This window comes from Ensifer sp. LC384, from assembly GCF_001695865.1.
In the GTDB taxonomy this organism is placed as follows: domain Bacteria; phylum Pseudomonadota; class Alphaproteobacteria; order Rhizobiales; family Rhizobiaceae; genus Ensifer.
In genome coordinates this window covers 178,969-200,991 of record NZ_MBST01000002.1, presented here as the reverse complement: position 1 = coordinate 200,991, position 22,023 = coordinate 178,969, and the positions used below count along the sequence as shown (strand labels likewise).

At 61.3% G+C, this 22,023-nt stretch carries 18 protein-coding genes, 1 pseudogene and 1 riboswitch; of the genes and pseudogenes, 11 read left to right on the top strand and 8 right to left on the bottom strand.

The window, feature by feature from the left end; translation table 11 throughout:
• Positions 1-8: 8 nt before the first annotated feature.
• Together BC363_RS04120 and BC363_RS04115 are read right to left on the bottom strand one after the other, a co-directional pair.
• A complete protein-coding gene (locus BC363_RS04120) occupies positions 9-1,556 on the bottom strand; it encodes a sugar ABC transporter ATP-binding protein (protein ID WP_065786055.1) in 1,548 nt (515 codons plus the stop codon).
• A gap of 64 nt (positions 1,557-1,620) precedes the next feature.
• The gene (locus BC363_RS04115; protein ID WP_065786056.1) at positions 1,621-2,649 is read right to left on the bottom strand and encodes a substrate-binding domain-containing protein; all 1,029 of its coding nucleotides are present in this window, start codon (positions 2,647-2,649) and stop codon (positions 1,621-1,623) included.
• 232 nt (positions 2,650-2,881) lie between these two features.
• On the opposite strand from BC363_RS04115, the gene BC363_RS04110 reads away from it, so the two are divergent.
• Complete coding sequence (locus BC363_RS04110; protein ID WP_065786057.1) at positions 2,882-3,889, top strand: substrate-binding domain-containing protein; 1,008 nt, start codon at positions 2,882-2,884, stop codon at positions 3,887-3,889.
• Positions 3,890-4,051: 162 nt separating this feature from the next.
• Here BC363_RS04110 and BC363_RS04105 read toward each other — a convergent pair whose 3' ends face one another.
• Genes BC363_RS04105 through BC363_RS04085 form a run of 5 tightly spaced genes read right to left on the bottom strand, consistent with a single transcriptional unit; the run spans position 4,052 to position 9,079 of the window.
• Entirely contained in the window at positions 4,052-5,317 is a 1,266-nt protein-coding gene (locus BC363_RS04105) for an ABC transporter substrate-binding protein (RefSeq protein ID WP_065786058.1), read from the bottom strand.
• A gap of 22 nt (positions 5,318-5,339) precedes the next feature.
• Positions 5,340-6,176, bottom strand: a complete 837-nt coding sequence (locus tag BC363_RS04100; RefSeq protein WP_065786059.1) for a carbohydrate ABC transporter permease — start codon at positions 6,174-6,176, stop codon at positions 5,340-5,342.
• Positions 6,173-7,087: a sugar ABC transporter permease gene (locus BC363_RS04095; RefSeq protein ID WP_065786060.1), complete on the bottom strand. Its 915-nt coding sequence runs from the start codon at positions 7,085-7,087 to the stop codon at positions 6,173-6,175. Before BC363_RS04095 ends, BC363_RS04100 begins: the two co-directional genes overlap by 4 nt.
• Positions 7,080-8,246, bottom strand: coding sequence for an ABC transporter ATP-binding protein (locus BC363_RS04090; RefSeq protein ID WP_065786061.1), 1,167 nt, complete (start codon positions 8,244-8,246; stop codon positions 7,080-7,082). The genes BC363_RS04095 and BC363_RS04090 overlap by 8 nt, the downstream gene beginning before the upstream one ends.
• Entirely contained in the window at positions 8,243-9,079 is an 837-nt protein-coding gene (locus tag BC363_RS04085; protein WP_065786219.1) for a metallophosphoesterase, read from the bottom strand. Before BC363_RS04085 ends, BC363_RS04090 begins: the two co-directional genes overlap by 4 nt.
• Before the next feature lie 433 nt (positions 9,080-9,512).
• Between BC363_RS04085 and BC363_RS04080 the strand changes: the two genes are divergently transcribed.
• The 5 genes and pseudogenes from BC363_RS04080 to BC363_RS04060 all read left to right on the top strand — a co-directional run bounded on the left by BC363_RS04080 (position 9,513) and on the right by BC363_RS04060 (position 14,501).
• A complete protein-coding gene (locus BC363_RS04080) occupies positions 9,513-10,601 on the top strand; it encodes an ABC transporter ATP-binding protein (RefSeq protein ID WP_065786062.1) in 1,089 nt (362 codons plus the stop codon).
• Positions 10,602-10,632: 31 nt separating this feature from the next.
• Positions 10,633-11,931, top strand: a complete 1,299-nt coding sequence (locus BC363_RS04075; RefSeq protein ID WP_065786063.1) for a PotD/PotF family extracellular solute-binding protein — start codon at positions 10,633-10,635, stop codon at positions 11,929-11,931.
• A gap of 173 nt (positions 11,932-12,104) precedes the next feature.
• Positions 12,105-12,935 (top strand): annotated as a pseudogene (locus BC363_RS04070) (ABC transporter permease); the annotation flags it as partial.
• 1 nt (position 12,936) lies between these two features.
• Positions 12,937-13,758: an ABC transporter permease gene (locus BC363_RS04065; protein WP_065786065.1), complete on the top strand. Its 822-nt coding sequence runs from the start codon at positions 12,937-12,939 to the stop codon at positions 13,756-13,758.
• Positions 13,759-13,763: 5 nt separating this feature from the next.
• Positions 13,764-14,501, top strand: coding sequence for an aspartate/glutamate racemase family protein (locus BC363_RS04060; RefSeq protein ID WP_065786066.1), 738 nt, complete (start codon positions 13,764-13,766; stop codon positions 14,499-14,501).
• Here the strand turns inward: BC363_RS04060 and BC363_RS04055 are convergent.
• A complete protein-coding gene (locus tag BC363_RS04055; protein ID WP_065786067.1) occupies positions 14,459-15,403 on the bottom strand; it encodes a LysR substrate-binding domain-containing protein in 945 nt (314 codons plus the stop codon). The genes BC363_RS04060 and BC363_RS04055 overlap by 43 nt on opposite strands.
• A 667-nt stretch (positions 15,404-16,070) precedes the next feature.
• Positions 16,071-16,296, top strand: a riboswitch (cobalamin riboswitch).
• Between the two features lie 300 nt (positions 16,297-16,596).
• Here BC363_RS04055 and nrdH point away from each other — a divergent pair.
• The 5 genes from nrdH (at position 16,597) to BC363_RS04025 (ending at position 21,968) form a co-directional block, all read left to right on the top strand.
• Complete coding sequence (nrdH, locus tag BC363_RS04045) at positions 16,597-16,818, top strand: glutaredoxin-like protein NrdH (RefSeq protein ID WP_065786069.1); 222 nt, start codon at positions 16,597-16,599, stop codon at positions 16,816-16,818.
• A gap of 16 nt (positions 16,819-16,834) precedes the next feature.
• Positions 16,835-17,251: a class Ib ribonucleoside-diphosphate reductase assembly flavoprotein NrdI gene (nrdI, locus tag BC363_RS04040; RefSeq protein ID WP_065786070.1), complete on the top strand. Its 417-nt coding sequence runs from the start codon at positions 16,835-16,837 to the stop codon at positions 17,249-17,251.
• Entirely contained in the window at positions 17,221-19,374 is a 2,154-nt protein-coding gene (nrdE, locus tag BC363_RS04035; protein WP_065786071.1) for a class 1b ribonucleoside-diphosphate reductase subunit alpha, read from the top strand. Before nrdI ends, nrdE begins: the two co-directional genes overlap by 31 nt.
• A 17-nt stretch (positions 19,375-19,391) precedes the next feature.
• The gene (gene nrdF / locus BC363_RS04030; RefSeq protein ID WP_065786072.1) at positions 19,392-20,381 is read left to right on the top strand and encodes a class 1b ribonucleoside-diphosphate reductase subunit beta; all 990 of its coding nucleotides are present in this window, start codon (positions 19,392-19,394) and stop codon (positions 20,379-20,381) included.
• A 144-nt stretch (positions 20,382-20,525) separates the two neighbouring features.
• Positions 20,526-21,968 carry an RtcB family protein gene (locus BC363_RS04025; RefSeq protein ID WP_065786073.1) on the top strand — a complete coding sequence of 481 codons (1,443 nt, stop codon included), beginning with the start codon at positions 20,526-20,528 and terminating at the stop codon, positions 21,966-21,968.
• Positions 21,969-22,023: the final 55 nt, after the last annotated feature.

The window sequence follows — 22,023 nt, the reverse complement described above, 5'->3', positions numbered from 1 at the left end:
TGCTTGTCTCAGGCAACATGCTCGGCCGCCCTGATATTTTGTGTATCGCTGCGCTGCCCGACCCCGGATGCGAGGCGGATCACCGCTTCTTCCGTCATCTCGGCTTCGCCGAGCTCGCCGGCGATACCGCCTTCGCGAACCACGAGTACCCGATCGCACAGCCCCAGAAGTTCGGGCAGTTCCGACGAGATGACGACGATGCCGATGCCCGAGCGCGCGAGATCGCGCAGCAGGCGGTGAATTTCCGATTTGGCGCCGACGTCGATGCCGCGCGTCGGTTCGTCCATGAGAATGACCTTCGGCTGCACGGCGAGCTGCTTGGCGATCGCGACCTTCTGCTGGTTGCCGCCCGAAAGCGACGAGACCGGCATGGCGATGCCGCCCATGCGCACCCCGAGCCGCCGGGTGAAATCGCGGGCGAGGTCCGCCTCCGCCTTCGCGTTCATCAAGCCGAGCGGCCCGGTCAGCGTCTTCAGATCCAGCACTGAAATGTTCTGGGCGATCGACATGTCGACGAACACGCCGGAGCCCTTGCGGTCTTCCGAGAGATAGACGATGCCGGCATCGACAGCGTTTCTGTAGCTGCCGATCGCCTGCTTCTTGCCGTGCAGCAGCACGTCACCGCGCACCTTCCTGCGCAGACCGCAGATGGCTTCCGCGATCTCGGTGCGGCCCGAGCCGATCAGCCCGCCGATCCCGAGAATTTCGCCCTTGCGCAGTTCGAAGCCAACGTCGTCGATGCGTTCGCCGTCGCCAAGACCGCGAACCGACAGGATGACGTCGCCGGACTGCTCGCCTGATGCCTGCTTCGGCGGGTAAAGTTGCGTAATCTCGCGGCCGACCATGCGGCGCACGACATCATCCGGCGTCACATCGGCAACACGCTCCGTCGAGACGTGGCGACCGTCGCGAAAGACGGTGACCCGGTCGCACAGGCTGAAGATCTCGGCCATGCGATGGCTGATATAGATGATGGAAATACCCGCAGCCTTCAGGTCGCGGATAATGCCGAAAAGCGCCTGCGCCTCGGCCTCCGTCAGCGCTGCCGTCGGCTCATCGAGGATCAGCACCCGGCAATCGAGCGTCAGCGCCTTGGCGATCTCGACCAGCTGCTGGCTGGAAATGGTAAGGTCGGCGACCTTCCGGCGCACGTCGATCGGCGCCAGCCGGTTCATCACCGCCTGCGCATCGCGGGCAAGCGACGCGTAGTTCATCAGCGGCGAGCGCCGCCGGTTGGTCGCGGCCATGAACATGTTTTCCGCCACCGTCGCGTCCGGGCAGAGCGCGATCTCCTGGTGGACGAGACCGATGCAGAGCGACTGGGCTGCGGCCGGCGAGGAGATCTTCGTCGGCGTGCCGTCGACGAGAATTTCTCCCTCGTTCGGCTGCAGCACGCCGGCGATGATGTTCATGAGGGTGGATTTGCCGGCGCCGTTCTCGCCGCAAAGCGCATGGATTTCGCCCTTTTCGAGGTTGAAATCCACATTGGTCAGTGCCTTCACAGCCCCGAAGTGCTTGGTGACGTTGCGGACCTGAAGGACCGGCTGCGATATCATCGCCTTCTCCACTATCGATCGTTCGACCGGCTATCCGGGTATCCGGATAGCCGTATCAAAACCCTTACTCGTCAATGCCCTTGGTGCCGCGGCGCTTCAGGTACTTGTCCCAGTAGAAGTCGTCCGCATTGGCGGCAGTGACGATGGAGAGACCGTTGTCGACGAAGGGAATGCTCATCGGGTTGAAGCCGGAACGTTTGGCGTCGTTCATCGGGTCTATGAGCTCGGGATGCTTGGCGAGCCACAGCAGCATGAAGCCCATATAGCCCTGCATGCCCTGGTTCGGGTTGATCGAGCCGAACACTTCGCCGGCCTTGATCATGTCGAGGATGTTGGCGTTGACGTCCGCGCACATGACGAGAACCTTGCCGCCGCTTTCCTTGCTGGCCTGTGCGGCACCGATCGCCGAGTTGGCTTCCGGCATGAAGACCGCGCCGAGGTTCGGGTTGGCCTGGATCAGGCTCATCAGGCCCTGATAGGCCTTGTTCGGATCCTGGTTGGATGCGGCGCGGCCGACGAGTTTCATGTCGGGCCACTTTTCAGCCATGCGGCCGACGAATGCGGCGATGCGCTTGTCGTGGTTGTCCTGGCCGGGGTTTTCCAGAACGGCATATTCGCCCTTGCCGCCCATCTTCTCGGCGATCGCGTCGGCGGCGTAGACACCTTCGCGGGTGTTGTCCGAGGTGATGAACGAGATGCGCTTGGAGAGCGGCGAGTCGGCCGCAAACGTGACGACAGCCGTGCCCTGGTCGATCGCCCGATTGATCGGCTCGATGAACGGATCCGAGTTCATCGGATGAACGAGGATGCCGGCCGGGTTCTGCGCCAGCGCCTGATCGAAGGTGGCGATCTGCTTGTTGACGTCATATTCCGGGGTGCCGGTATATTCGGTCTCGCAGCCGAACTGCTGGCCGGCCTGCTTGAACATCTCATAGACCGGGAACCAATATTCGACGCCTGAAACCATGACGTTCATGACGTATTTTTCGCCGGGTTCGCAGCGAAACGGGTTGGCCGTCTCCGCGCTGGCGGGGCCAGCCAGAAACGTCGTTGCAATGACCGCCAGTGCGGTCGTGCTCAAAAAAGTGCGCAAGCGTCCTCCTCGAGGCCGAAGCCCCTCCCAAAACCAATGGTGCCGTCAGAAATGACCGCTGATGTGTGAGTTTGCCGGAACTCCTCCTCGACTTCCGACTATGGTGATTAAAACGGCGAACGATCGGCCTGTCAATATAATTCATAGCATGAATAATAATTCACGGCACGGCAATCCGGTCGGTGCACAATCGGTTCAATTTCCTGTCACGGACGTTCGCTAGATACCGGCGATGGCAACCCTTCAGCAAATCGCCTTTCAGGCCGGCTGCTCATTGGCAACGGTGTCGCGCGTCCTCAAGGGAGACGGCCCCGCGAGCGACGAGATGGTCCGCCGCGTGCGGCGAGCAGCGGCCGAACTCGGTTACCGATCAGTTGCATCGAACGGACGCGGCGCCGGACGCAATAGTCCGGTCGTCGGCGTGCTCGTGCCGAGCGTGACGAATCCGATCTTTGCTGCGTCGCTGGCCGGTATCCAGCACCGCATGCAGGCGGCCGGCCACGGCGTGCTGATTGCCCAGTCCAACTATGATCCGTCGTCCGAGGCAAAAGCGGTAAGCGCATTGCTCGAGCAAAGGCCAACGGGATTGATTGTCACCCTGTGCAATGCACATAGGAGCGAGGCGTTATCGGCGGCCCTTCCGCCGACGGTGTTGCTCAACAACCTGCCGATCGCGCGATTTCAGGCCGCGGTGACGGTCGACAATCATCGCGCGGGCCGTGACATCACCCAGCATATCCTCCAGCACGGACACAGTCGCATCCTCTATGTCTCCGGCCATTTCGTCTCCTCCGACCGGGCGCGACTGCGATATGAAGGGTATCAGGCGGCGATGAAGGACAGTGGGCTCGATCCGCTCGCCTCCGTTCAGATCCCCTTTGTCGACGGCTATGAGCACCTCGAACTCACCGCCGCGATCGAGCGGCATCGGCCAACGGCGATCATCGCTTCCAACGATCTGCTGGCGCTCGGCGTCATCAGCGCCCTCAGGCGCGAGGGATTGTCGGTGCCGGGCGATGTTTCCGTCGCCGGCTTCGACGGCATCGCTATCGGCCGCCTGATGAACCCGTCGCTGACGACGATGACCATGCCGGATGGCGACATGGGGGTGGCGGCCGCAGCCATGTTGCTCGATATCGCCGAAAACGCCTCGCAATCCCGCCATCTGCGCCTGGGCCATCGGCTCTATGTCGGCGAGACGGTGCAGCAATTGCGCTACAGCACCGCGCGTCAAATATGACGCGCTAAGGACGCTGTAACACCCTAAACTTGCTGCATAATTTTTTCCTTAAATCGATTCCGACTTAAGCAATTATGCAGCAGGCAGAAGGAAGAACACCACCCTGCGAGATTTCGCCGGGTGGTGTCGGTTTCAGCAACGGTGCTGGTCGCTTGGTGCGATTTAGCTGCGCGGCAGCAGGCCCTCCACTTCGGCAGCGGCGTCCTCGAGCGCCTCTTGCGGCGTGGCCGTCTGCTCGACGACACGCGAGAGGTTTTCGACGATCGATTGCGTCACCTTCACCCCGTTGGTACCGGGAAAGGCATACCATGGCATCATGCGCGGCATCTGCTCGAGACCAGCGCGAAACAGCGGGTTCTCTTCGTAGAAGTTGGCGAGATAGTCCGGCGACGTCGCGGCCAGTTCGTTGTTCGGCACGTAACCGGTGCCGGGCACCACGACCGATGCGCCGTAGGGGCCGGCTGCGAACTTCGCAAACTTCCACGCTGCGTCCTGCTTTTCGGCGTCGCGGGTGAGGATGACCACCGCGTTCCCACCTGTCGGCAGCTTGCCGTTTTCCGGATCGATCAGCGGAATATGCGCGGTGCGCAGGTCGAACTTGCTGCCGACGTTCTTGATGGTGTTGCGAAGGGCGCCTGTAGTCTGGAACGCGAAGCCCACCTTGCCGGCAACGAAAGCCTGCTCACCGGCCTGCTTGGTCAAAACCGGAAGCCCGCCCTCCTTGACCATGCGGTCAAGCACAGCGATCGCCTTCTCGCCTTCCGGGCCGTTGAACGCAACCTTGCTCTCGTCGTCGTTGAGCATGTGTCCGCCCGCACCGAAAAGGAGCGCAGAAAACATCCAGTCATCGCCCTGCCAACGGAAGTCGATGCCTTCATTGCCGTCGCCGAGCGCCTTGATCTTGCCGCCGAGCGCAATCACATCGTCCCAGGTCTTGGGCGGGCTGTCCGGGTTGCCGCCGGCTTTGCGAACGAGATCGGCGTTGTAATACATGATCGGATTGGATGTCGCGAAAGCGAGACCGACCTGTTTGCCGCCGACCTGGGCGAGCTTCAGGATGTTGTCCGAAAAGCCCTGCTCGGCCATGTTGCCGTCCTTGGCAATGAACGGGCCGAGGTCGACGGGAATGTCGCGCTCATTGACCATGCGCAGGCGATTGAGTCCGATGAACGTCAGATCAGGCATCTCGGCCGTGCCTGCCTGGCGCATGATCGTCTGAATGCCTTCTTCATAGGTCGCCGAAGGATTGGCAAAGGTGATCTTGATGTCGGGGTTTTCCTCCATGAACTTCTTGGAGATCGTGTCCATCACGTCCTTGAAGAAGCCCGGCATCGGGTAGTGCACCGTCAGCACCGTTTCGGCATGGGCCGGGACGGTGAAGGTCATCGAGATCGCAGCCGCCGCGAGAAGCTGTTTGAACTGTTGCATGACGTACTCCTGGTTGGACCGGTCAGCCTTTGAGCCCGGTCATGGTGATGCCCTCGACGAAGCGTTTCTGCGCAAGCAGGAAGGCGGTGACGAGAGGAAGGGTAATGATCAGCGTGGCAGCCATCAGCGCGCCGTAGTCGTCGCCGGCTTCCGCCGCACGGAAGTAGAGAAGGCCGAGCGGCGGCGTGGCGTAATCCTGGTTGGTCACGACGATCAACGGCCAGAACAGATCGTTCCAGTGGGCGACGACCGAGAAGATCGCGAAGGCGGTGATCGCCGGCCAGGCATTGGGCACGACCACCCGCACAACGATGCCCGCTTCCGACATGCCGTCGAGCCGGGCGGCCTGGATGAGATCGTCAGGGATGGCGCGGAAGAACTGGAGGAACAGGAAGATCGCGAACACCGATATCGAGAACGGAGCAACCAGCGCCAGATAGCTGTTGAGTACCGACAACCGGTCGAAGGCGACATAGAGCGGCAACGCCGTCGCATGGATAGGCACCAGCAGCCCGATCATGACGAGCACCATCATGGTGCGCGCCGCCTGAAACCTCAGCTTGGCCATGGCATAGGCGCAGGGGATGGCGACCACCACTTGCACGACGAAGATGAGGGCGCAGACGATGACCCCGTTGATGAGCAACGTCGACATGGAGACCCGCGACAGGGCCTTCGAAAAATTCTCGATGTAGGACCATTGCTGCGGGATCAGCCAGAGCGACGACGAGAAGATCTCGCTCTGCGCCTTGCCGGCGGTCGAAATCATGAAGATGTAGGGAGCGAGAAAGATGAGCGCCCCGAACGACAGGACGGAGAGCCGCGCGACGCGACCTATGGAAAGGGAGGTCGTGGTCATGCGTAGTGCACCTTCCGGTCGAGGACGCGGTATTGCAGGAACATGAGGGCAACGAGTATGGCAAGGAACACCACTGTCATCGCCGAGGCATAGCCGACACGGAGGTAGACGAAGCCTTCCTGGTAGATGGTGAAGAGCAGCACTTCCGACGCCTTGTTCGGACCGCCTTCAGTCAGGGTTTTCACCGTCTCGAACACCTTGACCGAATTGATGACGCTGATCGTGGTGACAAAGAGCGTCGTCGGCCCAAGCATCGGCCAGGTAACGAGCCGAAAGCGATCGAAGCATGACTTGGCGCCATCGATCTGGGCTGCCGCATAAAGCTCCCGCGGGATCGCCGTAAGACCGGCCAGGAACAACACCATGTTGAAGCCGACCGATTGCCAGACGCCGATGATGGCAAGCCCATAGAGAACCGTGCCCGAGGCGCCCAGCCAGTTCGGACCGGCGATGCCGAAGAAAGCGAGGAAGGCGTTTACCGGGCCGATCGTCGGGTGAAACAGGAATTGCCAGACGGTAGCCATGGCGACGAGCAGGGAGGCCACCGGCAGGAAGTAGACAGTGCGGAAGAACGCCCTGCCCCGTGTTTCGGCCTCGATCAGCATGGCGATCGCCAGCGCGAGAATGATCGATGCCGGAGCGACGATGATCGTATAAACGGCGGTATTCCAGAGCGACCGGAGGAAGGTACGATCACCGACAAGCTCGGCATAGTTCTCGAAACCGACAAACCGGAACCCGGCAAAGCCGAGTTCGAAATCGGTGAAGCCAAGGACGATGACTGCCAGCGTCGGCAGAAGGATGAAAAGGAACAACAGGACGATCGCCGGCAGCGCCAGCAGCCAGGCGACGCGTGCCTCGCGTGCCGCCGGCTCGACGGCAAAATGATCCACGGTCGCAACGCTAGCCATTGGCCGTCTCCAGCGCCGTCATCATGCCGATCGGCTTTGCCGCCAACCGCTCTCCGTCCCGACCGAAGAGCATAACGCGCTCCGGTGTAACATCGATGCCGACCGGCATTCCTGTCGACAGAGAGGCAGCCTCGGACGGTGTCGACTTGATCGTGACGGCGCCGCCGATCGCATCGAGGCGTGTATGAACGATGACCTCTGAGCCCAGAAACTCCATCCGTTCGACACGCGCGCGCAGCATCCCGCCATTGTCGGCCCGGACCCGCACAAACTCTGGCCGTATGCCGACCATGACGGGTGTCTCTGCTGCGCTGCGATTTTCCCCGGCGAGCACCAGGCCACCGAAGCGCACGACACCGGATACGTCCATGCGTGTTTCAAGCACATTGATTTTCGGCTGGCCGAGAAAGCGCGCGACTTCGATGTGAGACGGGTTATCGTAGATCTCCCTGGGATCGGCCAGTTGCAGCAGACTTCCCCCGATCATCACAGCGACCCGATCGGCCATGGATAGGGCTTCCGATTGGTCGTGTGTGACGTAGAGCGTCGGCACGCCTGCACGACGATGCAAGTCGACGATTTCGCCGCGCGCGTGAACGCGCAGGTTCGCGTCGAGATTGGACAGCGGCTCGTCCATCAAAAACACGCTCGGTCGCCTGACCATGGCGCGCGCCAGCGCCACGCGCTGCCGCTGACCGCCCGACATCTGTCCGGGCTTGCGCCCAAGCAGGTGATCGATTTTCAGGGACGATGCCATCTCGTCGACCTGGCGCTGGATGTCGGCGCAGATCTGCCGCTGGCCCGGCAACAGGCTGCCGAGAAGCGGCAGGCGCTGCATCGCCGTCAGCCGCCGCATGGCGAGCGGGACCGCAATATTCTGGCCGGCGGTCAAATGCGGATAGAGTGCGTAGGATTGAAAGACCATGGCGATGTTGCGGCCCGCGGCCGGCACCCGCGACACATCGCGGCCGGCGATGGCGATATCGCCATGATCGGCGTGATCCAGTCCCGCCACGATCCGCAGAAGCGTGCTCTTGCCGCATCCTGACGGCCCGACAAGCGCGATGAACTCGCCCGCTTCCGCCTCGAAGCTGATACTCTTCAGGATCGTGTTCCCGCCATAGGACTTGGCGATGCCGCGAAGCGAAAGCACGGTCATTGAACCACCTCCACGGGCGTCTTTGCAGCGCGCGGATAGACCTCCTCAATCACCGGATCAAGGACGTGTGTCGTCAGCCCCGGCACCGCAACGACCTCGCTCGAAACCTGGCGCCCCTCGAAACGATGCACGACGGCACCGACCAGCCGCTCGCCTGGCATCTCGCGCTCGAGGGTGTCGACGATAAAGGATGTCGGTGGAGCCCAAACGAGGGATGTTCCTTCCTGCTCGCCGGTCCAGGCCCAATGAAGATGGCCGCTCGCATGAAGTGCGACGTTGCGGCCGGCCATCAGGTCGAAGAGCCGTTGGCGTTGACGGGGCCTCACGCTCCAGTAACCGGTATCGCCCTCACCCGGATCATCGACGAAAAGCGGTTTGTGCGCGAAGATCGCGACTGGACGGTCCCCGGCGGTCTGCAATTGCTCGGCTAGCCAGGCGAACTGCCGTTCGTCCTCCTCGTCGTCGAAGCCGAAGAGCTGACTGTTCAGACCGATGAAACGCCAATCGCCACGGTCGCAGCACCAGTAGTCCTGCCCCGCATGTGCTCTCCAGCGGGCAAGACGGATGGGGTCGACCGGCTGCACCGAGCCCGGCAGATGCCCGACATCATGATTGCCGGGTACCATCAGCACCGGCGCGGAAAGCTGCGCCATCAGTTCCATCGCAAAGGTGATGTCCTCGAGGCGATCGGCGCCGTCGATGGTCAGGTCGCCGGTATGGATCACCAGATCCGGCGTCATCGCCTCGATCCATTGGAGGAGAGGATTCCAGTTGTCGTTGAAATGCGGCTTCGACGGGCTGAGATGTGTATCGCTGATCTGGATGATCTTCACGGAATTCGGGCCTCCGACCATGGTCATGGCGCATGTCGTCCGGAAGCCGTGTCGCTCCCGTTCGGTGCTTAGGCCGCACTGTTTAGGGAGCTGTCTTGTCAGTTTGGTAACAGACGTTCTCAGCTGTTTTTCAGTTTCTCCATGAAAGCGTCACGTTCCGACGTTCATGCGCGACCACGATGGCAGGTGGAGGAAAAACGGACTGGCCTCTCGCCAAAAGGCGGGCGGCGCCTGTGCTCAAAAATTCACATTATTGTATACAATAATTTGCGTCTATTGACGACAAAAGCTCATTTCGTGAGCAGAAGGTTGTTGCACCGGATATAGCGGATTCGGTGAAACACCAGATTCCCAAACGAAAATATAGAGTTATCGTCGTCGCACGAGATTGGCACGTTTGATGCATCTTCCCTGTGATCAGGAGAAAGCCATCATGTCGAAAGCCGCCGAGATCGATATCGTATCTGTTTCCAAGATCTACGGCGCGACAACCGCCGTGCACGCCATCAGCCTCAAGATCCCCGCAGGCAGCTATTGCTGTTTTCTGGGGCCGTCGGGGTGCGGGAAGACATCCACATTGCGCATGATTGCCGGCCACGAGAGCATTTCCTCCGGCGACCTCCGTCTCGGCCATGTCGTCGTGACCGATTTCCCGCCGGCCCGCCGCAATACCGCGATGATGTTCCAGTCCTACGCCCTGTTTCCTCATCTCGACCTCGTCGACAATGTTGCCTTCAGCTTGAAGATGAAGGGCGTCGACAAGGAAACGCGCCGGGCCAAGGCGCTGGCCATGTTGAGGCTAATGCAGATGGAGGCCTACGCCGGCCGTCGCCCGGCGCAGCTTTCGGGCGGACAGCAGCAGCGGGTGGCACTCGCACGTGCCTTGATCACCGAACCGGAAGCTCTGCTTCTCGATGAGCCTTTGTCGGCGCTCGATCCCTTCCTCAAGATCCGCATGCGGGCAGAACTGAAGAAGCTGCAGAAAACGCTCGGCATCACCTTCGTCCACGTCACGCACAGCCAGGAAGAGGCGATGGCTTTGGCCGACCTGATCGTGGTGATGAACGATGGCCGCATCGAGCAGGCGGCAGCGCCGCGCATCGTCTTCGAGAAGCCGGCAACGGCCTTCGTCGCCCGTTTCATGGGCGACCACAATGTGCTTTCGGGCCGAGTGAGCGCCATCCGTGACGGGATCGTCGAGATGGAGGTGGCCGGTGGCCAGAGTTTTGCCGTTCGCGACATCGCGCAGGAAATCGGTGCGCCAATCGACATCGGCATCCGCACCGACCGCGTTCGCCTCGAACCTGCCTCGGAAAAGACCCTCGGTTTTCAGGCGGTGGTCTCCAACATCGAATATCGCGGCGCTTCAGTGAAGCTGACCGTCAATGGCGCCGGCAGCGACGACTTCACAGTGATCGTCAGCGATGCCGACTATTTCAACAAAACCGTGTCGGTCGGCGACGCGGTGTCCCTGAGCTGGACCCTGGGGGATGTCGTCCCCCTCGGTCGCCTTTCAGCATGAGTGACCAACCATCAAAAAAGGGGAACTGCGCATGACGAATGAAATTACACCGAAGACCTCGAAGGAGGGCCTGTCCCGTCGCACGCTGCTCAAGACCGGTGCGGCGGCCATCGGCGCGATTGCCGGATCCGGGGCGATCACCGGCTTTCCGACGATCTGGGCGCAAAACCCGATCACGCTGCGCCAGTTCGGCACCGGCGTTTCCAACATCAATGCCATTGCCGAGAAGTGCAAACAGGATCTCGGCATCACACTGGAAATGACTGCGACGGATTCGGACGCCGCAGCCCAGCGGGCAGTGACGCAGCCCGATTCCTACGACATCGCCGACATCGAATACTGGATCGCCAAGAAGGTCTTCCCAGCCGGCGTAATGCAGCCGATGGATGTCTCGAAAATCAAGTACTACGACAAGATCGTCCCGCTGTTCATCGACGGCAAGCTGAAGCCCGAAAGCGTCATCGCCCAAGGCACCGCCCCGCACACCGTCGGCTTTGTCGAAGCGCAGGATTCCAGGACCTTCGCGAAGTTACCGACCCAGTGGATGACGCTCATCCCGACGATCTACAATGCCGATACCCTCGGCATTCGCCCGGATCTCGTCGGCCGCGACATCACGAGCTGGGCCGACATCATGGATCCGGCCTTCAAGGGCAAGGCCGCCATCCTCAACATCCCGTCAATCGGCATCATGGATGCTGCCATGATCATGGAAGCCTTGGGCAACGTCAAATATGCCGACAAGGGCAACATGACGACGGATGAGATCGACCAGACGATCGACTTCCTCATCAAAGCCAAGCAGGACGGCCAGTTCCGCGCTTTCTGGAAATCCTTCGACGAGAGCGTCAACCTGATGGCCTCCGGTGAAGTGGTGATCCAGTCCATGTGGTCACCGGCCGTCGCTGCCGTCCGCTCGAAGGGCATCGCGTGCAAATACCAGCCGCTCAAGGAAGGCTATCGCGCCTGGGGTGGCGGCCTCGGTCTTGCCGCCCATCTCCAGGGCGCCCAGCTCGACGCGGCCTATGAATACATCAACTGGTACCTGTCGGGCTGGGTCGGCGCCTATCTCAACCGTCAGGGCTACTATTCGGCCGCCATGGACACGGCCAAGGGCTTCATGTCCGAGGACGAGTGGGGCTACTGGGTCGAGGGCAAGCCGGCAATGGGCGATATCCTCTCGCCGGAGGGCAAGGTCATGGAGAAGGCCGGTGCCGTGCGCGATGGCGGCTCCTTCGAAGATCGAATGGGCAAGGTCGCCTGCTGGAACTCGGTCATGGATGAGGACCGCTACATGATCAAGCGCTGGAACGAATTCATCGCGGCTTGAGACAGACGGAATGCCCTCGCTGCGGCGCGCCCTCGAATGGGGCCGCCCGCAGCGAGCGGAACCTGGCCAGCAACGCGTGAGGATGAACAATGGCGGTAGTGACAATTTCGCAGCCATCGGAGGCCGAGGCCGGTAGACCCAGCAGTGTCCGTGCCTGGATGCAAAGCCTCGGCGCCTATCTGCAGGCGCTGCCGCTCATCCTCATTCTCGGGTTCTTCTTCGTGCTGCCGATCCTGACCATTCTGGTCGTCAGCTTCTGGGACTACGACTTTGCCGGGCTTTACCCGGACTTCCTGACCATGAACTATGTCGACACGCTCGGTTCGTGGGTGACGTGGAAGACCTATCTCAACACGTTGAAATTCACCGCCCTCGTCTGGTGCCTCACACTCTTGATCGGCTTCTGGGTCGCCTATTTCCTCGCGTTCCACGTGCGCACGACGACCATGCAGATGGTGCTCTTCCTCATCTGCACCGTGCCGTTTCTAACCTCCAACATCATCCGCATGATCTCCTGGATCCCGGTGCTTGGACGCAATGGCCTCGTCAATTCGACGCTGATCGACCTCGGCATCATTCCGCAACCGATCGAGTGGCTGCTCTATTCCGATTTTGCCGTCGTGCTTGCCATGGTTCACGTCAATACGCTCTTCATGGTGACGCCGATCTTCAACACGCTGATGCGCATCGACCGTTCGCTGATTGAAGCGGCGCGCGACTGCGGCGCCAGCGGCCGGCAAGTGCTCTGGAACGTCATCCTGCCACTCGCCAAGCCCGGCATCGCCATCGGCTCGATCTTCATCGTCACCCTCGTCATGGCCGACTTCTCGACGGTTCAAGTTATGTCGGGCGGACAGAGCGCTTCGGTCGCGCTGATGATGAAGAACCAGATGTCACTGCTGCAATATCCGGCTGCGGCCGCCAATGCGGTTGTGCTGCTGATCGTCGTGCTCCTGATGGTCGCCGCGATGCTTCGGGTCGTCGATATCCGAAAGGAACTCTGAGATGAACCATGAGCGGCGCACCCTGGATTTCTACCTGCTCGCGGGCTTCTTCGCCCTGTTCGTGCTGTTTCTCTACGGGCCCTTGTCGGCGGTGCTGATCCTGTCCTTTCAGGGGCCGAATGGCGGTCTCACATTTCCGTTGAACGAACTTTCGCTGCACTGGTTCTACAACCTCTTCGAGAAACAGGCGGTCGGCGACTTCGGCGCGTCCTTCCGCCGCTCATTCACGCTGGGACTGATGGTGATGGTGGTCAATGTCGTCGTGGCGCTGCTTGCCGGCCTTGCCTTTCGCCACCGCTTCAAGGGGGCGACGGCCCTCTTCTACCTGACCGTTGCCAGCCTGGTCGTGCCCTCGATCATCATCTCGCTCGGGATCGGTGTCGTCTTCCAGCAGTTTGGCCTGAAGCCCGCCTGGTATTCCTCCGGCTTCGGTGCACATCTTACCTGGACCCTACCCTTTGGCGTCTTGATCATGTTTGCCGTCTTCAACCGCTTTTCGCCGGCTTATGAAGAGGCGGCACGCGACCTCGGCGCCACACCGTGGCAGACGTTCCGGCACGTGGTGCTTCCGATGATTGCCCCGAGCCTCATCGGCGTCGGCCTCTTCGGCTTCACGCTCTCCTATGACGAGTTCGCGCGCACGCTGATGACGTCGGGCAGTTACAACACCCTGCCGCTTGAGATCTACGGGATGACCACCAACGTGACGACACCGGTGCTTTATGCGCTTGGCACGGTCACGACGCTCTTCTCCTTTACCATCATCCTCGTCGCGCTTGCCGTCATTCTGACGCTTCGTCGGCGGCAGGCAAAAGTGAGCTAGGTTCGATGCGCATTCTGGTCGTCAATCCGAACACCACCCAATCCATGACCGAGAAGGCGGCGGCCGCAGCCCGTGCCGTTGCGGGCCTGAGCACGGAGATCATCGCGAGGACGTCCAAGTCCGGACCGGCTTCGATCGAAGGCCACTATGACGGCGCGATCGCGCTTCCGGGCCTGCTCACCGAAATCCGGGACGGCGAAGCGGCAGGCGCCAACGCCGCCGTCATCGCATGTTTCGACGATACTGGTCTGGAAGCAGCCCGCGCGCTCGCCCGCATCCCCGTGGTCGGGCTCTGCGAATCCGCTGTGGCGACGGCCGCCATGCTTGCCCAGCGTTTCACCGTCGTGACCACACTCGAGCGGTCGCGTGTGCTTATCGAGAACCTAGTCATACGCTATGGGATGGGCGCCCGGACAAAGGTTCGCGCTGCGGACATCGCGGTGCTGCAGCTTGAGGACAAGGCTTCGCCCGCGTTGGCGAAGCTGCGATGCGAAATCGAGCTGGCGCTCGTTGAGGACGGCGCCGAGGCGATCGTGCTTGGCTGCGCCGGGATGGCCGATCTCGCGCGCGCACTTCAAGCCGAATACGGCGTTCCGGTCATCGATGGCGTATCGGCAGCCGTCAAGCAGGCCGAGGCGTTGGTGTCGCAAGGACTGACGACCAGCAAGCGCGGCTCCTATGCTCCGCCGCTCAGCAAATCCTATTCAGGTCTTGTGAGCGCGCTCGCACCGATGTCGGCTTGAGACCGTACCGAGGGAAGCTCTCCGGCCACGGCGGCCAGCAGCGCATTCGACGCAGCGGCCTCGGCAATGATCCAGTCGCGAAACGCCTGGATCTTCTTCTGTCGCCGATGGCTTTGCGGATAGACCAGCCAATAGGCACGGCCATCCCTGACCACATGGTTGAACGGCCGGACGAGTTTTCCGCTGCGGAGCTCCTCGATCAGAAAGGTCGAGACCGCCATGGCAATGCCATGGTCGTGCAATGTCGTCGCCACATCCATCGCCTGGACGTCGAAGATCAGTTCGGTGCCGTTGCTTGCCGGCGGCTCCACGCCGGTTTCGGTCATCCAGCGCCGCCACCAGCTGGCGTTGCCGAAGCGCCTCACCCTGAGAACGTCGGAGGGATCCTTCAGCTGATGCTTTTCCAGGAACGTCGGCGTGCAGACGGGCATGTATTCGATCGGGAAAAGAGGAAACACGTCATTGCCCGACCAGTCACCGTTGCCGCTGCGCACCACGAGATCGATCGCATCGCGCTTGAAGTCGATCAGCTCCGTGGACATGTGCACGCGAATGCTGATGTTTGGATGGGCTGTCTGAAACGAGGCGAGCCTGGAACCAAGCCAACTTGAGACGACGGTCGGAAGCACCGAGATGTGCAGGTGATGTTCGGTCTTGTCGGCAATCTCGGAGAAGGCCGTACCCAACAGGTCGAGCGCCTCGGTCACCTTCGGCGCAAGCTGCCGTCCGGCAGCCGTCAACCGCACTTCCCGCGGCAGACGGACAAAGAGCGGCGTGCCGGTGCGATCCTCCAGCAGGCGGATCTGGTAGCTGACGGCGGCTTGCGTCATGCCGAGCTCCTGCGCCGCGCGGGTGAAACTCAGGTGCCTGGCTGCGGCCTCAAAGGCGCGCACCGCACTCATGGGGGGAATCTTGCTCATGCGCTGAGATAAGCATTCTTTATGGCAGCATGCGAGAAATCGCTTTGCGCGAAACCATCAAAATCTTCAATTTTCTCGCGAACAAATCACCGCAGAAATGAAGGGGTTAGCAATGCTTAGCGCACTGCGATTGATCATCCGCCATGTCCTGAGCGCGGCCAGGAATGCTGCCGACGCCACGACAACCATCGATGCATTCAGCGAGTTCCAGCTGAGAGATATCGGTCTCACGCGCGACAATGAGGGTATCCGGGCACGTGCCGGCGACATTGCCGTTCCCTGGCAGCGCGCACCGGGTTCTGATCCGGGCAGCGCGTCCTCGTCTCGCGGACCAGATCACGACGTCGCGCCGCATCCCGCCGCCTCAAGCCTCGCAGGCTTACGGGAGAAGCAAAATACAGACATAAGCACTTCCTTGTGCGATTGATCTTGCCGCTTTTGCGGCGGCACTGTCGAAGACGATTATGCCTGCAACCTATTTCGGCCCAATCGGCGACAACATACCGACGGCGCGGCCGGCCGCCTGGCTGCATGTCGATCTGGTGCGGGCGCCGTCGTTTACTCGCCGTTATCCACACCCGAGAAAATATTGTCCACGCTGACGGACTGCTGCGGCATCGAACCTATTGACGCGATTTTCACAACATATACTATATCTAGTGTTCGAGGTTCTTCCGATTCGCAAGGATTGGGAGCGAAGATGGGAATACGGTGCGTCGTAGCGATCTCGCTTGGCTAAGCCGTGGCTGCCCCCGCAACTGTAAACGGCGAGCGACTGTCCAGCATTCGGCCACTGAAGCATGAAGCTTCGGGAAGGCCAGGACAGAAGCACCGACCCGTGAGCCAGGAGACCTGCCTCGATCGATAAACGTCCACGGGCGGGGTGTCCGGAGGGGTCAGAGGTGTAATTGAGGCAGGATGAACCCTGCCTGATTGTCTCGACGTCTCCCCGGAAGCGCCGTCTTCAACTTCGGGGTGACGTCATGTCCGCGTCATCGAATTCCTGTCATTCGCCAATGAAGAGGCGCGGGAACCCGCGCATCTGACAAAGAACTGCGCTGCTCGTTTCGATCCGAGCAGGCCGCAATCATGCCAGCCCCAGCATTTCGCCGGATCGCTTCTGCGTATCCGCATGCCTTTTCATGCCCAGCTCCAGCCGACCAAACGAGGAAGAAATGAACGTCACCGTCTACAGCAAGCCCGCCTGCGTCCAGTGCACCGCAACCTATCGCGCGCTTGACCGTCAGGGCGTCAACTACGAGGTGATCGACATCTCGATCGATGAGGACGCGCTCGAGACGGTCAAGGGCCTTGGCTACATGCAGCTTCCCGTCGTCGTCGCCGGTCCGGACCATTGGGCCGGCTTCCGCCCCGACAAGATCAGCACGCTTTCCTAAAGCGAGGCGCGTCGCGATGGGGCTGATCGTCTATTTTTCCAGCCGTTCGGAAAACACCCATCGCTTCGTCGGCAAGCTTGGCCTGCGTGCCAGACGCATTCCCGTCAGCACGGCCAATGCGCCGCTCGACGTCAGGGAATCCTATGTGCTCGTCGTGCCGACCTATTGCGGCGACGACGGCAGGGGGGCCGTGCCCAAACAGGTGATCCGCTTCCTCAACGATGCGGACAATCGCTCCCACATCCGCGGCGTGATTGCCGCGGGCAACTGCAATTTCGGCGCGACCTACGGGATCGCCGGCGACGTGATCGCGGCCAAGTGCCAGGTGCCCTATCTCTACCGGTTCGAACTCTTGGGCACCGATGAGGACGTCGCCAATGTCAAAAACGGGATGGAACGATTTTGGACGTCTCAACACTCGAACGCCCCTTGAAGGCGACGGAAGCGGCGCTCGATTACCACGCGCTGAACGCGATGCTGAACCTCTACGACGAGGACGGCAGGATACAGCTCGACAAGGACCGGCTGGCGGCAAAGCAGTACTTCCTGCAGCACGTCAACCAGAACACCGTGTTCTTCCATAACCTGCGCGAAAAACTCGACTACCTCGTGGTCGAAGGCTACTACGAGCAGGAGGTTCTCGATCAGTATTCGTTCAACTTCGTGCGCGACCTGTTCGATCACGCCTATGCCAGGAAGTTCCGTTTCCCGACCTTCCTCGGCGCCTTCAAATATTACACCAGCTACACGCTGAAGACCTTCGACGGAAAGCGCTATCTCGAGCGCTACGAAGACCGCATCTGCATGGTGGCGCTGACGCTGGCGCGTGGCGACGAGGCCTTAGCGCGCGACATGGTCGACGAGATCATTTCCGGCCGCTTCCAGCCGGCGACCCCGACCTTCCTCAATGCCGGCAAGAAGCAGCGCGGCGAGCTCGTCTCCTGCTTTCTGCTGAGGGTCGAGGACAACATGGAGTCGATCGCGCGCGGCATCAATTCGGCGCTGCAGCTGTCGAAGCGCGGCGGCGGCGTGGCGCTGTCGCTCACCAACATCCGCGAGGCGGGTGCGCCGATCAAGCAGATCGAGAACCAGTCGTCGGGCATCATTCCAGTGATGAAGCTGCTGGAGGATAGTTTCTCCTATGCCAACCAGCTCGGCGCCCGCCAGGGAGCGGGTGCCGTCTACCTCAACGCCCACCACCCCGACATCATGCGCTTCCTCGACACCAAGCGGGAGAATGCCGACGAAAAGATCCGCATCAAGACGCTGTCGCTCGGCGTCGTCGTTCCCGATATCACCTTCGAACTCGCCAGGAACAACGGGGATATGTACCTGTTCTCGCCCTATGACGTGGAGCGCGTCTATGGCGTTGCCTTCACCGACATCTCGGTCACCGAAAAATACCGGGAAATGGTCGCCGACAGCCGCATCCGCAAGAGGAAGATCAGGGCACGCGAGTTCTTCCAGGTGCTGGCCGAGATCCAGTTCGAGTCGGGCTATCCCTACATCATGTTCGAAGACACGGTGAACCGCGCCAACCCGATCGCCGGCCGCATCACCATGAGCAACCTGTGCTCGGAAATCCTGCAGGTCAGCGAAGCCAGCACCTACAACGACGACCTGTCCTACAAGCACATAGGCAAGGACATTTCCTGCAACCTCGGCTCGCTGAACATCGCCGCGGCGATGGACAGCGCCGATTTCGGCAAGACGATCGAGACCTCGATCCGCGCGCTGACGGCGGTGTCCGACATGAGCCACATCGCCGCGGTCCCCTCTATCGAGAAGGGCAATGACGACAGCCACGCGATCGGCCTCGGCCAGATGAACCTGCATGGCTATCTCGCCCGGGAACGTATCTTCTACGGCTCGGAAGAAGGCATCGATTTCACCAATATCTACTTCTACACTGTGACCTACCACGCGCTGCGCGCTTCGAACCGCATCGCGATCGAACGCGGCGAGAGCTTCAAGGGCTTTGAAAACTCGAAATATGCTTCTGGCGAATATTTCGACAAGTACACCGAACAGGAATGGAAGCCGGCAACCGAGCGGGTGCGCGAACTGTTTGAAACCGCCGGTGTCCACATTCCGACGCAGGAGGACTGGCTGGAACTCAAGCAGGCCGTGACGACCTCGGGCCTCTATAATCAGAACCTTCAGGCCGTGCCGCCGACCGGCTCGATCTCCTACATCAACCACTCGACATCCTCGATCCATCCGATCGTCTCGAAGATCGAGATCCGCAAGGAAGGCAAGATCGGCCGCGTCTATTACCCGGCCCCTTATCTCACCAACGACAACCTCGAATATTACCAGGACGCCTACGAGATCGGCCCTGACAAGATCATCGACACCTATGCCGCCGCGACCCAGCACGTCGACCAGGGCCTGTCGCTGACCCTGTTCTTCCGCAATACGGCCACGACCCGCGACATCAACCGCGCGCAGATCAACGCGTGGAAAAAGGGCATCAAGACCATCTACTACGTCCGCCTCCGCCAGATGGCGCTCTCCGGCACCGAGGTGCAGGGCTGCGTCTCGTGCACGCTCTGACATCCGGGAAAACGATAATGAACGTTCAACTCAAGGCGAAAGCCGCCAAACGCCCGGGCCTGGTCCGTGCCATCAACTGGAACCGGATCGAAGACGACAAGGATCTCGAGGTCTGGAACCGCCTCACCGGCAATTTCTGGCTGCCGGAGAAAGTGCCGCTCTCCAACGACATTCCGTCCTGGGAGACCCTCAAGGCGGAAGAGCAGAAGCTGACGATCCGTGTGTTCACCGGTTTGACGCTGCTCGACACCATCCAGAACGCCGTTGGCGCGGTGAAGCTGATGGACGATGCGTCAACGCCGCATGAGGAAGCGGTGCTTTCCAACATTTCCTTCATGGAGGCCGTGCACGCGCGCTCCTATTCCTCGATCTTCTCGACATTGTGCCTGACGCCGGATGTCGACGACGCCTATCGCTGGTCGGAAGAAAACGAATTCCTGCAGCGCAAATCGGCATTGATCCTGGACCAGTACGCCTCGGCGGATCCGCTCAAGAAGAAAGTCGCAAGCGTTTTCCTGGAGAGCTTCCTGTTCTATTCCGGTTTCTATCTGCCGATGTACTGGTCGAGCCGCGCCAAGCTGACCAACACCGCTGACATGATCCGCCTCATCATCCGCGACGAAGCGGTGCATGGCTACTACATCGGCTACAAGTTCCAACGGGGTCTTGAGAAACTGAGTGACGCTCAGAAGCAGGAGATCAAGGATTTCGCCTTCGAACTGCTGCTGGAGCTTTACGACAACGAGACCCGCTATACCGAGGCACTCTACGACAGCGTCGGCCTGACCGAGGACGTGAAGAAGTTTCTGCACTACAACGCCAACAAGGCGCTGATGAACCTCGGCTACGAGGCACTGTTCCCGGCGGACGCCTGCAAGGTCAATCCGGCGATCCTGTCGGCGCTGTCGCCGAACGCCGACGAGAACCACGACTTCTTCTCCGGCTCCGGCTCCTCCTATGTCATCGGCAAGGCGGTCGCGACCGAGGACGAAGACTGGGACTTCTAGATCGGCCGATCACTTTGCTGCCCTGAGGATGTGCCGCCGGCGCCATGCCGGCCGCACCATTGACTGCCGGGCCGCCTTCGACTAGAGAGCGCGCCAATCCGTATTGCCGCGGCTGCTGAACCCAAGGCAACGGAGAAATAAGCAATGTCCACCCGACATAACCCTATCGTCCGGAACGACGTCGTTTCCGGGCATGCGATCAGGTCCGTCGTCGCGATCGACGAACCTGAACACCAACGCGCGCGCGCACTCGGCGATCTCGCCTCGGCACTTCCATCACCGGAGGCTCTGGCGATCCATGATGCCGTGGCGGGACGCATCGTCACGACCCCAGACTTCCACCCGGGAAAACCGGTGCCGGTCGGACTTGTCGCCGACATCGAGAATGCCGTCATTCCGCATCTGATCGGCAACGATATCGGCTGCGGCATGCGCATGATCGTGCTCGACGACATCACCGAGGACGACCTCCGACCGGATCTGGAAAAGCACCTGCGGCATGTGTTCTTCCAGGGTGGGCGCGATATTGCCCTCACCGGCAGAGATCGTCACGCGGCGCTCAGGGACGGCGTGCCGGGCCTGCTCGAAAACCTGGCGGGCAAGCGGCAAGGCCTGCTCGCTCGCCTTGACCTGGCAGCCGCCTGGGCCGATGTCGTGCGCACATCGGATGATGGCTGCTTCCGCTCGGACGCCATCGACCCGGACTTTGCCGACTATGCCGCATCAGATGACCGGCACCGGCATGACGCCATCCTCGGCACCATCGGCGGCGGCAATCACTTTGTCGAATTCGGCGTAGTCGAGCGCATCGTCGATGGCGGTTTTGCCCGCGCCGCCGGGCTGAAGGCCAGGAGTGTGGTTATCGTCGTGCATTCCGGCTCGCTCGACTTCGGCCAGCGGATTGGGACGGCCGCGAGGGAGCGGGCGCGGCAGTGCCGCACGACTGCGCGTGACGACGGCATCATCTCCAGGACCCGCCACGCCGACCTCTACCGACGGTATCTGAACGGCCATGCCAATGCTGCGAACGCCGCCTTCGTCAATCGCTTCCTGATTGGCCTGGTGGCCGTGGAAGCCCTGTCGCGGACCCTCGACCGGCAGGTCGGACACCGGCTCGTTTACGACGCGCCGCACAACACCGTGTGGGACACCGGCAAAACCATTCGGCACCGCAAGGGCGCCTGTCCGGCGCGCGGCCCGGGCGCGCTTAAGGGATCGCCCTACGAATGGACAGGCGAACCGGTTATCCTCCCCGGTTCCATGGGTGATGGCACCTGGTTGCTGCGCGGGCTGGGCGCGGCGGAAGGCATGGAGTCGTCGGCCCATGGCGCCGGGCGCAAGCTCTCGCGCCAGGAGGCACGCACGGCGAAGACGACACTTGCGGGTCTGCGCGTCATCGGCCCGGTCGACACCGCCAGCCCGGCAGTCCGTGGTCGACCGGACATCCTCGCCGAGCTCCAGGGCCGTCTGAAAGAGGAAGCACCCGCCGCTTATCGGCCGATCGACCAGGTCGTCGATCCGATGGTGGCAACCGGCCTGGTTGCCCGGGTCGCCCGCATCAGGCCGGTCCTGACCGTCAAGGGATAGGCCTGCCCGAGACATGAAACGCCGGGGAAGCAGAACGGGCTTCCCCGGCGTTTCA